The organism is Pirellulales bacterium (assembly GCA_036490175.1).
In the GTDB taxonomy this organism is placed as follows: domain Bacteria; phylum Planctomycetota; class Planctomycetia; order Pirellulales; family JACPPG01; genus JACPPG01.
This window is the reverse complement of the sequence record DASXEJ010000358.1, coordinates 1-13892: the sequence shown is the minus strand read 5'-3', so window position 1 is coordinate 13892 and position 13892 is coordinate 1. Positions and strand designations below refer to the sequence as shown.

The window sequence follows — 13892 nt, the reverse complement described above, 5'->3', positions numbered from 1 at the left end:
CCACGCCCGTTCGGCCCGCGACTCGCGATATCAAAGGAGCTGTCATGGATCGACCTCGTCATTCTCGTCGTTATTTATGTGGCGGACTGAGCGTGCTGGCTTTGCTTGTCGCTACGGCGCAGGCAGAACCCGCTTCAGAGGGAAAGTCGGCGGAGGAGTCGCCGCGCCATCAAGAATGGGTGCAGGTCTCTGCGGCGGGGGAGCGCACGCTGCGCACGTTTGTCGTTTACCCAGAGGTGAATCAACCGGCCCACGCAGTGGTCGTGATTCACGAGAATCGTGGCCTGACGCCCTGGGAGCGCGGATTGGCCGACGAGCTGGCTGCCGCTGGCTTCATTGCCATCGTGCCCGACTTGCTGAGTCAGGCGGGGCCTCAGAAAGGGGGGGCGGACTCGTTCGAATCGGCCGGGGCAGCACGGGAGGCAATTCACAACCTTTCGACCGAACAAGTCATGGCTGACATCGATGGCGTCGTCGACTATGCGATGAAGCTGTCGGCCGCCGACAAGAAGGTGGTTGTTGCCGGATTCTGTTGGGGAGGCGGACAGGCATTCCGTTTCGCCGCGCACAATCCTGAAATCGCGGCGGCAATGGTCTTCTACGGCGCCGCGCCCAACGAAGAGCAAATGAAGCAAATCCGCGTGCCGGTTTACGGATTCTACGGAGAGAACGATTTCCGCATCACCGGCGAAGTTCCCAAGGTCAAGGGAAAAATGAAAGCGCTCGGCAAGGACTTTCAGCCGGTTACGTATGCCGGTGCAGGTCATGGCTTCCTGCGCGCAGGCGAGGCGGTGGACGCCAAGCCAGCGGATCGCAACGCCCGCGCCGACGCTTGGAAAAGGCTGAAAGATCTTTTGTCGAAGTTATGAAGCCCGGTCGTCGCCACGGCGCGCGCGAGAGACTCAGGCGGTGCGAGTTCGCTAGGTGGAACGACGAGCACGCCTACGGTAGAAGCCTAGCAGCGTAGCGGCACCCAATAGGGCCAAGCCCATACTGGACGGTTCCGGTATTCTCATCGCATTTGAGATGAGAGTGTCCGTCGTTAAGCTGGCATCCCAAGCGCCAGATATCATCGATATGTCAAGTCCATTGACGACGCCGTCATGATTTGCGTCGCCGGGAATATTGCTTGAGCCAGAGCCCATTTTCAACCAATTGCTGGCAACGATTGAGAGATCAAGGCCGTTGACGACGCCATCATGATTCACGTCCCCAGGAAGGCCGATCAACTGGTAGATTTCGTTACGATAAGCCGATAGATCAGCGGAATACGTCACGTTGCCAAAGACCGACGTGCCCCACGGCTGCCCCGTGGCAGTACTGATAGAGAACATGACGCCTGCCAGATCCCAAAGGCCGGAAGCCTCTTGGTGAAATACGGCGCCGCCGGAATCTCCGGGCGAACCCTGCGCCTCGAAGGCCGTGCCATTTTGGTCGAAGGTCGTAGCAAACGACTTCTCGGAGTCGGTGTTGATTCCCTGTAAAAAGCCCGCCGAGCTAATGATATTGGTACCCCAACGGATTTCGTTTGTGGCGGCCCAGATTTCGCCTGTATACGTCGATGGCGTCGACGAGGGTTGCCAGCTCGAGTTCCAGTAGGCTAACTGCGAATTGCTGCGGTCGCGACCCGCCCCGATCATCGTCACCTGCCACCCTATCGCCGCGGGGGTTGGCGAGATGTTAACGGAGGGAATATTCGGAGGATTCGCGATCTGGTAGAGCAGCAGGTCGCTATCGGTGGTGAAACCGGCGCCGGGCGGATTCGCAAGTTGCACCGCCGAGTTAGGGACCGCGTTGTACCAGACGTTGTTGAGCATCGTCGTTCCGGCACCGACGTGGGCGTCTGTCAGGACCCAGCCATCACCCAGATAGACGGCACTACCGCTGCCGCGTATTCCCACATTGGCGAAGCCGGGGTCATTGGCCGGCGCGGTAATGTTCCCGGTGCCGTTTCCGGTAGAGATGATCACTGCGCTGGCGATGTTGGTCATCGCAAGCAGCAATCCACAGCAAGCGGTCAGATATCGCATGCGCAGTGACTTCCCTGAGCGAATGAGGACATACCACGAGCGCGATTGCGCACCCCTGCGAAACCGCTTCAGAACGGCAGACAGGACATCAAATGAGAAGCAACAAGGAACCAGGGCTCTCGGCAACGACAGCCGACCACCCGGTTACAGCAGACCGTCCAGCCGATGAGCCGAGACAGATTGCCATCCAAGGCGCCCGCAGGCGTCACGTACGAAACTGCTGACCAATCCCTGTCAACTCACGCGATTCGGACGTTTTTCAACCCCGTTGCAGCCGCGGCGCGCACAAGGCCTGGCAATAGATCGAGCGAATGCTCGATGTGGACTCTATACAGCCCGGCTCTGGCTAAAAACGGCGTGCGAACATCAAACGCCTTATCTACTCCAGGATTGTTCTTACACGAACGAATAGATCAAGGGAAGCTTTTTTGCGGAAAATAACGCTATTTTCATTTGGCCGACTTATTTGGCTTGTGCTGATTGCCGGAGCGCCCTCTGGCCCATGTGATTTCCCCCCAACACAGGGAATCCCGTTCGCCCCGCAAGACGGCCTCGGTTACCGGGGGGATCGAAGATAGGCGAACAGGTCGCGCAGCTCACTGGGCGTTAGCTGATCGCAAAGGCTATCCGGCATGAGAGATTTGTTCTGCGGGCGTACCTCGGCGACTTCCGATTGTTGAACACCGATGATTTCTCCATCCGCGGTTCCGTAACGCCGCGTGCCGTCGGGATCGTCCGACAGTAGAACGCCGGTCAACATGGTTCCATCGTTGCGTACCACGTTCCAGACGGTGAACTGGGGCGCGATCTCTTTGCTCGGCTCCAAGAGCGACTCTAACAATCGTGCCGCCGATAAAGTCTGAGGCGTGAACGAAAGCTCCGGACCGATGGTCCCCCCTCGCCCATCAACCTGATGACAACGATAACAGGCTGGTCCGCGCGGGTGGAAAAAAATCCGTTCGCCCGTCGCGGCATCGCCCGGCGCTTGTACCAGCGCCAACCATGCCTCTCGATCGGCGCGGTCCGGATGCGGTGGGTTTGGCGAAGTGCCCAGTAGCCGGGTGACCAACTCGGCATCGGTCTCATGCGCGGCGGCCGTCACCAAACGATCGCGTGCTCCGGCGTCGAGGGGTGCGCCGCGTAATGATCGCAGCGCCTCTTGGCCCAATGTCGCGACGTTGCCTGTGGCAAGATTCAAAAGCAGCGCCCGGCGTTCCGACGTGTCATTCGCCACCCCCACGATCGCTTCGGCGCGGAGGCCGATAGCGGCGCGCTCGTCGACGGCAATCTGCTCGACCTGATCCACGGCCAGGGGATCTTTCCGCTCGCGCAACGTGCGGACTGTCTCTAAACGCATGGCCGGATCCGTGGACGCGAGCAACGTGCCGAGCAATTGCGGTGTCAGTCCCGGATGATCAGGACGCAATGCGCGCAAGGCTCGCACGCGCACGGCGGACGCGGTCTCTGGGTTTTCAAGCAACGCCAGCACATATTGGTCGCCACTCCATTCATCCTTCACGGCGCGCTGCACGCCGTCGAGGCGCTCGAGCGCCGCGAGATAAGCCTCGAACAACGCTCGGGTCGTGGCACCGGTGGCCAGGCCGTCGACGACTTGGTTGCGGAATTCCTGCAAGCCCGCTTCGGCCACCCATTGCACGGCGGCAAATCGCACGGTTGGGTCGGCATCGCGGAGCAGCGTTGGAAGCACAGCGCGCGCTGCTGGCTCGGGCAACTCGCGGAGCAGAAATATTGCGGCCAGTCTTTGGGCGCTTGATTCGGCCGCGGCCAAGGACAATCGTTCGTCGATAGTCGCGCTGTGCGCTAGTGCCGTTCGTGCCGCCTGAGCGATGAACGGATCGGAATCGGCCAGTGCCGCGATGACAACGGTCCGCGAAGATGTATCGCTCAATCGTCGTAGTGCGGCGGCACGCACCAGCGACGGAGATTCTGGCGAGGCACGATTTCTGAGAGCATCTGTGTATTCCGTCCCCAAACCGATCGCCAAGGACTGGACATCCGCTGAAGAGTCGTGCAGGGCGATCTGCTCCCTAATGCTATCGGCTTTGCCGGCGCGAGCCAGCGCGATTAACGCGTCGGCACGCACGCGCGGGTCCGCGCCCTTTTGCGCTACGTCGCTGAGCAACGTCAGATTCTTTGATGTGCTAGGTGACCCGGCCAGCATCCGGCCGGCTTTTTGCCTGAGCGGACGATCCCCCGACAACAAGGCTTGTGCGGGGTCGCTCGGACGTTTCAACGGTACGGCATCTCGGGCACGAATGTGCCAGACACGCCCCTTGCCGTGCAAATCGTACGATTTGTCGACCCAATCACTGACGTACAACGAGCCGTCCGCGGCCAACGCGATGACGACGGGTCGGAAATTATCGCCACCCGTGACGATCGGTTCAGCCAGCGCGCGGAACGAGGCGCCATGCGGGTTGAGCCGAAAGCTGTCGATGCGATGGTCACCCCAACTGGTCACCAGCAGCGTGCCGACGTATTCGGTCGGCAGCGCGTCCGATTCATATGCCAGCACGCCCGATGGAGCTTCGCCGGTTCCTGCCGTCATGGGCAGGGTGCCGGGCAACTCGCCATTCCAGGCCGTAAACGGGTGGACTCCTTTGCGGCCGTTGCGGTAACGATATCCATAATCCCCCTCGGGCACGATGTGCAACAAGCGGCAAGGGGGGCGCGAGTCGGGATCGTTATCGACGGCGAATAGCCGGTCGTACGCATCGCAGCAGAGATGAAACGGATTCCAGAATCCGGTCGCAATGCGGGTGAGCTTGGTGCCGTCAGGGCGACAGCGATAGATGCTCCCTCCTTCGCCGCCCCCTTCGAGCGCAGCGCCATCGGTGCCGACCAATCGGTACTTGGCGCCGAGATTCTCCCCCAGGCCGAAGTAGACGTTGCCCAGTCCATCGAACGCGAAGCCCGATAGCCCGTTGTGCGGGTAGTTGCCGGCAGTTTCGAGATGTGCGATCAACAGGCGTTCGTCGGCCTTGCCATCGTTATCGTGATCGAACAGTCGCGATATCTCCATCCGCGTGGCGACGAAGACCGAGCCATCATCGTAGACGGCCAGATTCATGGTGGCCGTGCCCCCTTCATAGAAATTCGTGACCTGGTCGGCCCGGCCGTCGCCGTCGGTATCTACCAAGGCGCGTATCCGATCCGCTGGTGGGCCTGCATAATCGGCCGGCCGAAAGTGCGTATGGCTTTCGACGACCAGCACGCGACCGCGCTGATCGATGGCGATGCCGGTGGGAGTCACGATGTCGGGCTCGGCCGCGAACTGTTCGATCACCACGCGCGGATCGAGCGATTTAGGTTCCGTTTCGCCGGCAGGAGCATCTCCGACCGAGGCAAGGACGCACAACAGCACGGTGGCAAGCATGAGGTACCTGCGAGTGTACGGCGAAGACGCTTGTATTGATCTCTGGAGGCATGACCGACGCGGCGTCAATTAGTGGATCAAGCGCCAAAAATGTCGATGAGTGCACGGCTTGGCAACCCGGCATCCGACATCAGGACGACGTTTGGCACGGAGGACTAGCTTAACAGCTCGCGCGCTCGACGGAAAACTTCGTCGAACATGGGTTCAGTCAGGCGGCCGGTGAACGTGTTTTGTTGGCTGGGGTGATAACTCCCCAACAGCCAGCGACCGTCGGACAGCGGCTGCTGTGCGCCGTGCCGAAATTTGGCGGCCGGGCCGGTCAGCCAATTGCGCCGGCGGGCCTCGCGCACGACTCCCTGCCAGGCGATTTGACCGAGGGCCAACAGGACTGTGGCCGGCACGCGGTCGATGGATTCGACGAGCCACCGCTGGCAGTTCGCGATCTCGGCGACGGTGGGCTTATTATCGGGGGGCGCGCAGTGCGCCATGGCCGTTATCGCGCAATTGATCAGTTCCAGGCCGTCGTGGCGATCGCTCGCCTGCGGACGGTTGGCAAATCCCGCTTTATGCAGCGCGCGGTACAGCCAGTCTCCGCTGCGATCGCCGGTGAACATGCGGCCGGTGCGATTGGCACCGTGGGCGGCCGGAGCTAATCCCACGATCAACAGTCGCGCGGCCGGGTCACCAAAGTTCGGGACCGGCCGGCCCCAATAGTTCCAAGCGGTGAACGCTCGTCGCTTTTCGGTCGCGATCGCCTGGCAATATTCACGCAATCGGGGGCAAAGCTCGCAGGCGATGATTTGCTTATTAAGGGCGGCCCAGGTCGGCATCCCTGCTTTTTAGTGGTTGACCTCGCGCACTACCAGTGGCGTGCGGAAGAAGCCCGTGGCACTCGCAAGAGGTCGGTCGAGAGCGGGAGACCGCTATTTTCCAGGCAGGATCAGACGCACGGCGTGCATGACCAACGCGACAGCACCGACAAAGGCCAGGAACAGCTCGATCTCTTCTACGGGACTGGACTGCTGAATGGCAGAATTCGCGTCGTCCGCAGCCGTCGAGCCTGAGGCAGTTGCAGCACCCCCTGACGTAGCGCCTGCCGTGCGGGCAGCCGTGGTTTGACGATCGCTAACGATGCCGCGCGCCTGTGGATTCTGAGCAATTGGCGCGTTGTAGTCGACCGGCACGACAGGACGTGCGGGCCCGGCGGACGTGGCCGAGGACGCCTGCGCGATTTGACTTTCCTCTCCCACACCCGGCGGAGGCATGATGGCGGACACGAACGCGGCGACGCGGCCCGAGTAACTGCCCGACGTCGTTCCCCAGCCGGCGCCCCACAACACGCCCGCCAATTCTCCCTGGCTATTGAGGATGGGTCCACCAGAGTCACCTTGACGCGCGGCAACCGACAGCTCGACCATCTCGTAGGGCTTGTTCATGCCGGGCGCCACGTACTGCGTACAGGTGCCGGTGACGGCCCGATACGATCCCGATCCATAGCCGGCAATCGTCAGTGGCTCGCCAGGCTGCGGAGCGCGGGCCGATAGCTTGACCGGCGCGACATTTGGTTTCCAAATGGCCAGCGCCGCCAGATCCCACACTCGGTCGGTCGTGATCACACGCGCGGCTGAACGGAACCCGTCCGGGAAAACCACCTCTACGGTGCCGGTGGCGTCCGCCACCACGTGCCAATTGGTAAGGACCAGGCCATAGTCGCCGCGAACATCGACCAAGGTGCCCGAGCCGTAAGAGGTGCCTTCCCCTTCAGGCGAGATAACCCGCACGACGGCGGGATGTGGTCGTTGGGATTGCGCCGGCGCCTGTTGCGCTGACGGTGTGAAGGAGGGCCAGGATGCGCCCCGTGCGGCGTTCACCGAGACGGCCGTGTACGTGATCGTAGCCCATGCCAAGAATCGTAGCAGGATATCGCGTCCCGCTCGTGCCCAGTATGTGTCGGCAGAATTGCAGCCCGCCGACGGCGTTTGCCCGCGCGCGGAGAAGCGCTCCTGGCACGCGACTCGCCTGTGACATACAACCACTGCGCCGATAGCTCTTTCCAAGGAAACACTCGATACGGGTTTAGCGCGGCATCGGGACACGGCGGGCGCGAGCGTCATTGTTCTTGACGATCAGCCGCAGCAACTCGGCGCGCAATTTCTGCAACTCGGTCGAACTTTGCGAGGGCGATTTCGTGGCCTCAGCCATGGAGAGCACCTATGCGGCGATCGGGCGACCGCCTTTGAGGTCTTCGTCGCGACGAGGAAAGTCCTTTCCCGCGTTGTACCGTTCCTTGAGGCGCGCCAACTCAGCGCCCAGTGCGTTCTCAACCAGCTTGGTAAGCGTCAGTCGCGCGGGGAATCCCGCCAAATGAAATGCGGCATCGCGTGCCTGTTCCAGCATGTCTGCAGAAACATACAGCGTCGCTCGCACCTTAGGAGATCCCGATCTGTTGGCGTTGTGGAGCATCTGTCGACCGACCGTCTGGTTACCTGACACTAGCTCTGCGTTGCGCCCCTCTACTGAGGATGTCGGACGTTTGCACACCTTTGATGAAAACGTCGGACGTATGCCGGCACGGCTTACCTGGGGGGCAATCTCCCCTGGCACCGTTACATGCCGAAAGGCAGGTACAGATTACGAGGAGGAATCGCTGCCGCCGGGACGAACGTTGCTGATGCAACGGATTGCCGCGCTGGGGAGAAATATGCGGTCAGCGCCGGCAGGAAACGGTCGGAACGACCCCTGCTCAGGAAATCAGGCGTCCGTAATATCCGCACGACCGCGACATTTGCCGCCCTGTGCGGGTAGCTCCTCGGCAGCAGCGGTGGATCCCATCGCTACGCGCGCGCAGCAGCAAGAAATCAATTGAACGGAAATGCCGCTTTGGTAGATTGCGTCCAGGCAATATCAAAGCGCTCGGCGCGCATTCGTGGCCCGTTGCCGGAAGAGTAGGAGTTCACTTCGATGATTTCGTCGCGCTGCGTGGGACTGCTGAGCTTTGTAATCGCTTTGGTCGCCGCGGCGAGATCCGAGGCCGTCGATCCCTCGACGGCGATGCTCGGTCAGAAGGTATTGCCCAAGGAGGATTGCGAAGTTTCTGTAAACGGCGTCGTTGTCAACTTTCGATCGCTGAGTTTTCCCCTCGTCGTTCAGAACGTGAACGGTCCCTGGCTGTGGGTCGGGGACGACAGAAAAGGTTGGGTAAGCCGCAACCATGTCGTCACGCTTGACGAAGCACCCGCCTACTACACGCGCTTGATCAATCGCAATCCGCGCAATGCTTGGGCATACAACTTTCGCGCCGTGGCGTGGCGGCACCGAGGGGATTTCGATCGCGCGATCGCCGATTACAATGAGAAACTGAAGTTGCAGCCAACGTCGGTTACCTACACCAATCGTGGCGTGGCCTGGGAAGCCAAGGAGGATTACGGAAAAGCGATTGCCGACCATGATCAAGCAATCCGGCTCGATCCGGACAATAAGATCGCTTATTTCAATCGTGGTAACTCCCACGGGGCCAAGAAAGATTACACGAAGGCAATCGCGGACTTTAACCAGGCCATCCGCCTCGATCCGAATTACTCGTCCCCCTACAAGGGACTTGCGTGGATATATGCGACCTGCCCTGACGCCAACTTCCGCGATGGCACAAAGGCCGTGCGATTGGCGATCAGGGCCTGCGAGCTGAGCGGCTGGACGGATGCCGACAAAGTCAGCACGCTCGCCGCGGCGTACGCCGAAGCTGGCGAGTTCGAGCAAGCGATTAAGTATCAGGAAAAGGCCATCGATCTGAAACTCGGCGATGTCGTACTCATGAAAACGGCGCAAGACCGCCTGGAAGTCTATCGCGACAAAAAGCCGTATCGCGATTCCGGGCAAGAATGATTGAGCCGACCCCCGCTATAGATCTCGCCACCGCGCGAGCTTTCAATCGGCCGTGGTCGGGTCGATGATCGCACGGACTTCCGAGATCCGATTGGCGGGAAATCCCCCTTCGCGGGCATGTTGCTCGATCAAGCTCTTGCTCGGCGCGATATAGACGCAGTAGACCTTGTTGTCGGTAACATAGCTTTCGACCCACTGGATTGTCGGACCCAGCTTTTTCAGCACGCCGCAAGAGGTTTGCGCGGCGGTGTGCAAATCGTCCTTCGTCATCGCGCCGGCGTTGGGGATTTCGCGTTCAATAACGTACTTGGGCATGACGGACTCCTGATGGGGGCGTGGTGTCGCGAATAGGTCGGCGTTTCGTATCGTTTTGTTGCCTTTTATAGACACAGTTAACCTTCGATACTCTTCTTTTTTGCACCTAATTTCGTCTGCCACTCGTTCAGTAGCGCGAGCGCGTCTACGGGGCGCAATTCGTTCACGTTGATTTGGCGGATCTCGTCCAGCAGCGGATGGTCGGCGGGTGCGAACAGGGTGAGCTGCAAGTCGCCGACGCGCGTAGCCCGGCGGCGGCGCGTAAGCTTCGATCGTCCCCCCTCGTCCAAATGCTCCTGTTCGAGTTGCGCAAGTATTTGCTTGGACCGCTCCAGCACCTCGCGCGGTACGCCAGCCAGTCGCGCCACATGGATACCGTAACTCTTGTCCGCTGGCCCGTCGATGATTTTATGGAGAAAGACTACATCGTCCTGCCATTCACGAACCGCTACGTTCAGGTTGCGTAGCTTGGCCAGCGACTGCGTCAGATCCGTCAACTCGTGGTAGTGCGTCGCAAAGAGCGTGCGACATCCGACCGTGTCGTGCAGGTATTCTACGGCGGACCAGGCTAGCGACACGCCGTCGTAGGTGCTGGTACCGCGGCCGATCTCGTCCAGAATCACCAGGCTGCGCTCCGTGGCGGTATTGAGTATCCGCGCCGTCTCGGTCATCTCGACCATGAAGGTGCTACGGCCGCGGGCCAGATCGTCGCTGGCCCCCACGCGGGCGAAGATGCGGTCCGCAATGCCCACTGTTGCCGCTTTTGCGGGAACGAAACTGCCCATCTGCGCCATCAGCGCGATCAGGGCCGTCTGCCGAATATAAGTGCTCTTGCCCGCCATGTTGGGACCGGTGATCAAGAGGACGAGCCCTTCGTCCGTGCCCATCGCGACGTCATTCGGCACAAACGAACCTTGCGGCATCTGCGCGTCGAGCACGGGGTGACGCCCCGCCTCGATACGTAGACGCGGTTCCGTGACCAGCACGGGGCGGCAATACCCGGCATGTCGCGCCAAGTCCGCTAGCGCAGCCAGACAATCGAGCTCGGCCAAGACTTGAGCCGTGGAACGCAGGCGGCGCGATTCGGCGGCTGTGGCATCGCGCAGTTCCAGGAACAATTCGTATTCCAACTGCTTGGCTTTGTCATCGGCCGTGAGGACCTTTTCTTCGTATTCCTTTAATTCCGGAGTCACATAGCGCTCGGCGTTTTTCACCGTTTGGCGGCGATGGTACTCGGGCGGCACCTTGTCGCGATGCGGATTGGTGACTTCCAGGTAATAGCCGAAGACGTTGTTGAAACCGACTTTGAGATTGGGAATTCCCGTTCGCTCGGCCTCCGAGGCCTGGTAGCCGGCGATCCATTGCTTGCCGCCGGTGGCCAACTCGCGCAAGGCATCAACCTCGCTACGATATCCGGCGCGAATGAACCCTCCTTCGCGGCTCAGCAGCGGGCAATCGTCGACCAGCGCCGCGTCGAGTCGCGCGCGTAGTTCGGGGCACAAGTCGAGCATGCCTTCCAGTTGATTAAGCCGATCGCTCTTGCGGGCCGTCAGCCGGGCCTTTAGCGCCGGCAGGGCGCGCAGCGTGCGAACCAGGCAGCTCAGGTCGCGCGGGCTGGCGCGTCCGGTTGTTACTCGGGCCAGCAATCGTTCGACGTCGAACATCCCCTTGAGTGATTCGCGCAATCCGGCGCCGAGGGGCATCTCTCCCACCAGTTCGGCCACGGCATCGAGTCGGGCATCGATCGTGTCGAGATCCGTGAGCGGATTGGCCACCCAATCGCTCATCAATCGCGAACCCATGGCCGTGATCGTGCGATCGAGGACGCCGAGCAGCGAGCCTTGTCGCTGCCCATCGCGCAGCGTTCGGCTGATTTCCAAACTACGTCGCGTCGCCTCGTCAATTTCGAGTACCGTGCCTGGTCGATAGGGGATCAGGCGATCGACATGGTCGATCGAAGCCTTTTGCGTTTCGACAAGATAATCGAGGATGGCGCCGGCGGCGCGGATCGCGGCCGTATCCTCGGCGGCAAAGCCAAAGCCTTCAAGTGTGTGGGTGCCGAAATGCTTGGCCAGAGTCTCCTGGGCGGTGTGCTGAGCAAAGGCCCAATTTGGGCGTCGCGTTATGAGCATGCCGTCGGCCAGCACGTGGGCCGGCGTCTCGACGTCTTCTCCCAACAGGCATTCCACCGGCGCGATGCGCGCCAACTCGTCCGACAATTTGTCGGCCGGCAGTTGCGCAGCGTGAAAACGTCCTGTTGATAGCTCGACCCAGGCCAGCCCCGAGATTTTGCCCGGCACAAGTGCGGCAAGGAAGTTATTCTCGCGCGGGTCAAGCAGAGCGTCGTCGGTTACCGTGCCGCGCGAAACAATGCGCGTCAGCTCGCGCTTTACGAGCCCTTTGGCTTCGCGAGGATCTTCCACCTGATCGCAGATGGCCACGCGCAGGCCGGCCGCAATCAACTTGCCCAGATACGCTTCCAGTTGATGGTAGGGAAAGCCTGCCATGGGGATGGCGTTTTCCCCCTTTTCACGGCTGGTGAGCGCGAGATTCAAGACGCGCGCGGCTGTTTTGGCGTCGTCGTGAAATACCTCGTAGAAGTCTCCCATGCGAAATAGCAGCAGCGCGTCGGGGCAGGCCGCCTTGGCGTCCTGGTACTGCCGCATCATGGGGGTGACGGTCATCCTTGCTCCCGATTCGCGCGTGTCCAACTCCGTGGCAACTTCAGCCCGCGACGCGCGAGCGCAGCGGCCGTCATCTGGTCGAATGCTAGCAAATCGAGTGCGCGTCACAAGTGGTTACTCGGCGACGTGCAGGCCGGTAGCCCATGAGCAGGCCCGGTTTAATTCGCACGAGGAAAGCGCGCGGCGACAATCTCGGCATGATGCCTGAGATGGTACACCGTGAAGTACAGCATTTCGCGCACGGAAAGCTTGCCGAGAATGGGGTGCGGCAGCCGGTATCGATCGAGCGCTGCGTCATCCCAGCGGCGCAGCGCGGCGCACAGTTTGGGCACGGCCGGCTGCCAGCGCGCGACCAGAGCATCTCGCGCGGCGATCGGATTCGCCGGCGGCGGCCGACGCTGGGCGGCGAAACGGCCCGCCGTGGCCCCCTGGCCCAATTTTCCGAGATACGCATCGCGCAACTCGACGAACGCGCGCGATGGCTTGCTGGGACGTCCAAATAGTAGCCACGGGACGAAACGCGGCAGCTTCAGAGCCATCGTGACGGGGGTTAGGGCACCGACAAGGTGTACGAGATTGCCGGCCGGAGACCAACCCCGATCGGCCGGCAGCGTAAAGAATTCATCGGCACCGAGGCGCTGCCAGAGGCCCGTTACGTCACGATGCGTTTTCTCCAGCGCGACCAACAGCGTATCGCGCGTCGTGGGAACGCTGTCGTCGATCTCGCATGCGAACTCGACACGGTCAGCCATCATGGATTCGCTCGAAGAGACAATCGTGGTGCCAGACGCACCAGATAAGCCTATGCGGCATGATAGCCTAATGACGCGCGGCGACGGCTGACAATCCGCGATCACCAAAGCGGCTGCCCAGTTAAGCGACGCGTCGCTCGGGCGATTGGCGGGGAGCGTTGCGCGGTGCCTCCAAGTCGGCAGGCTGGCGAATGTCTCCGGCCGCCGTGCGCCAGGCACGATCTATTACCCCGCGATCGACCCGCCCAAGTTCGGCGACAGATTTGTGCAAAGTGCGTTCGCGGGCTTGGTCGAACGAGGCCAGAACATCGGCGGCTGCGATCGCGCCGTCGACGAATTCCGCACGCTGTACGTGCAACGCGGCAACGCGTTCGGCGAGGGCCTGCGCGACGTCGTGCAGCACGTCGCAACGGACCTGACCGATCGTGGCGATCCGCTCGATTATGTCCGGCCGTAGGTCGGCGGGCAGGGCCAGCAACAGCTCGGCGGCCGAGGCTGTGGGCGATTGCGAAATTACGAGCGCACAAGCTTGCGGGCTCTCGTTCGACAAAAGAGATAAGAGGATCTTATGATCGACCCGCTCTAGGAAATCAAAAGTTGCCTGACCTTGATGCGTTGCCTGCCGGGGTACGTGCGTTGCGGCAGCAAAATCCCTGAGAACACTCAACTGCTCGTCGACAGTCACGTTGCTCGTGCCAGCCATTGCAGCTTGGACGACCTCGACCTCGCGCACGGAAAGCGCCAAGAGCAACTGCGCGGCAGCGTCGTCGGGCAGGCTACGCAGTAAGACGGCAGCTTTGCGTAGGTCTGCTCCGGTCACGATTATGGACCT

12 protein-coding genes are annotated in these 13892 nt (G+C 61.3%); 2 read left to right on the top strand and 10 right to left on the bottom strand.

Annotation, left to right across the window (positions count from 1 at the left end; genetic code table 11):
- The first annotated feature begins 44 nt into the window (after positions 1-44).
- Positions 45-869, top strand: a complete 825-nt coding sequence (locus VGG64_27335) for a dienelactone hydrolase family protein (protein ID HEY1603347.1) — start codon at positions 45-47, stop codon at positions 867-869.
- A 51-nt stretch (positions 870-920) separates the two neighbouring features.
- On the opposite strand, the gene VGG64_27330 is transcribed toward VGG64_27335, so the two are convergent.
- The 6 genes from VGG64_27330 to VGG64_27305 all read right to left on the bottom strand — a co-directional run bounded on the left by VGG64_27330 (position 921) and on the right by VGG64_27305 (position 7854).
- Entirely contained in the window at positions 921-2030 is a 1110-nt protein-coding gene (locus VGG64_27330; protein ID HEY1603346.1) for a dockerin type I domain-containing protein, read from the bottom strand.
- 556 nt (positions 2031-2586) lie between these two features.
- Complete coding sequence (locus VGG64_27325) at positions 2587-5427, bottom strand: PVC-type heme-binding CxxCH protein (GenBank protein ID HEY1603345.1); 2841 nt, start codon at positions 5425-5427, stop codon at positions 2587-2589.
- A gap of 155 nt (positions 5428-5582) precedes the next feature.
- Complete coding sequence (locus VGG64_27320; protein ID HEY1603344.1) at positions 5583-6257, bottom strand: uracil-DNA glycosylase; 675 nt, start codon at positions 6255-6257, stop codon at positions 5583-5585.
- Positions 6258-6350: 93 nt separating this feature from the next.
- Positions 6351-7208 (bottom strand): serine protease, encoded by an 858-nt coding sequence (locus tag VGG64_27315; GenBank protein ID HEY1603343.1) that lies wholly within the window; start codon positions 7206-7208, stop codon positions 6351-6353.
- A gap of 295 nt (positions 7209-7503) precedes the next feature.
- Positions 7504-7629, bottom strand: a complete 126-nt coding sequence (locus VGG64_27310) for a hypothetical protein (GenBank protein HEY1603342.1) — start codon at positions 7627-7629, stop codon at positions 7504-7506.
- Positions 7630-7638: 9 nt separating this feature from the next.
- Positions 7639-7854: a hypothetical protein gene (locus VGG64_27305; GenBank protein ID HEY1603341.1), complete on the bottom strand. Its 216-nt coding sequence runs from the start codon at positions 7852-7854 to the stop codon at positions 7639-7641.
- 534 nt (positions 7855-8388) lie between these two features.
- Here VGG64_27305 and VGG64_27300 point away from each other — a divergent pair.
- Positions 8389-9309 carry a tetratricopeptide repeat protein gene (locus VGG64_27300; protein HEY1603340.1) on the top strand — a complete coding sequence of 307 codons (921 nt, stop codon included), beginning with the start codon at positions 8389-8391 and terminating at the stop codon, positions 9307-9309.
- 42 nt (positions 9310-9351) lie between these two features.
- Here the strand turns inward: VGG64_27300 and VGG64_27295 are convergent, their stop codons facing one another.
- The 4 genes from VGG64_27295 to VGG64_27280 form a co-directional block, all read right to left on the bottom strand.
- Positions 9352-9624, bottom strand: a complete 273-nt coding sequence (locus VGG64_27295; GenBank protein HEY1603339.1) for a DUF4242 domain-containing protein — start codon at positions 9622-9624, stop codon at positions 9352-9354.
- Between the two features lie 77 nt (positions 9625-9701).
- Positions 9702-12308, bottom strand: a complete 2607-nt coding sequence (gene mutS / locus VGG64_27290; GenBank protein ID HEY1603338.1) for a DNA mismatch repair protein MutS — start codon at positions 12306-12308, stop codon at positions 9702-9704.
- Positions 12309-12466: 158 nt separating this feature from the next.
- Positions 12467-13060 carry a DinB family protein gene (locus tag VGG64_27285; GenBank protein ID HEY1603337.1) on the bottom strand — a complete coding sequence of 198 codons (594 nt, stop codon included), beginning with the start codon at positions 13058-13060 and terminating at the stop codon, positions 12467-12469.
- A 121-nt stretch (positions 13061-13181) separates the two neighbouring features.
- Positions 13182-13892, bottom strand: a 711-nt coding sequence (locus tag VGG64_27280) for a hypothetical protein (GenBank protein HEY1603336.1), incomplete at its 5' end; no start/stop codon positions are given.

What these genes read in the sequence shown, in the direction of transcription:
- VGG64_27310 (HEY1603342.1), bottom strand. Translation starts at nt 7,629, where the DNA reads ATGGCTGAGGCCACGAAATCGCCCTCGCAAAGTTCGACCGAGTTGCAG.
- VGG64_27285 (HEY1603337.1), bottom strand. Translation starts at nt 13,060, where the DNA reads ATGGCTGACCGTGTCGAGTTCGCATGCGAGATCGACGACAGCGTTCCC.
- VGG64_27335 (HEY1603347.1), top strand. Translation starts at nt 45, where the DNA reads ATGGATCGACCTCGTCATTCTCGTCGTTATTTATGTGGCGGACTGAGC.
- VGG64_27330 (HEY1603346.1), bottom strand. Translation starts at nt 2,030, where the DNA reads ATGCGATATCTGACCGCTTGCTGTGGATTGCTGCTTGCGATGACCAAC.
- mutS (HEY1603338.1), bottom strand. Translation starts at nt 12,308, where the DNA reads ATGACCGTCACCCCCATGATGCGGCAGTACCAGGACGCCAAGGCGGCC.
- VGG64_27325 (HEY1603345.1), bottom strand. Translation starts at nt 5,427, where the DNA reads ATGCTTGCCACCGTGCTGTTGTGCGTCCTTGCCTCGGTCGGAGATGCT.
- VGG64_27295 (HEY1603339.1), bottom strand. Translation starts at nt 9,624, where the DNA reads ATGCCCAAGTACGTTATTGAACGCGAAATCCCCAACGCCGGCGCGATG.
- VGG64_27300 (HEY1603340.1), top strand. Translation starts at nt 8,389, where the DNA reads ATGATTTCGTCGCGCTGCGTGGGACTGCTGAGCTTTGTAATCGCTTTG.
- VGG64_27320 (HEY1603344.1), bottom strand. Translation starts at nt 6,257, where the DNA reads ATGCCGACCTGGGCCGCCCTTAATAAGCAAATCATCGCCTGCGAGCTT.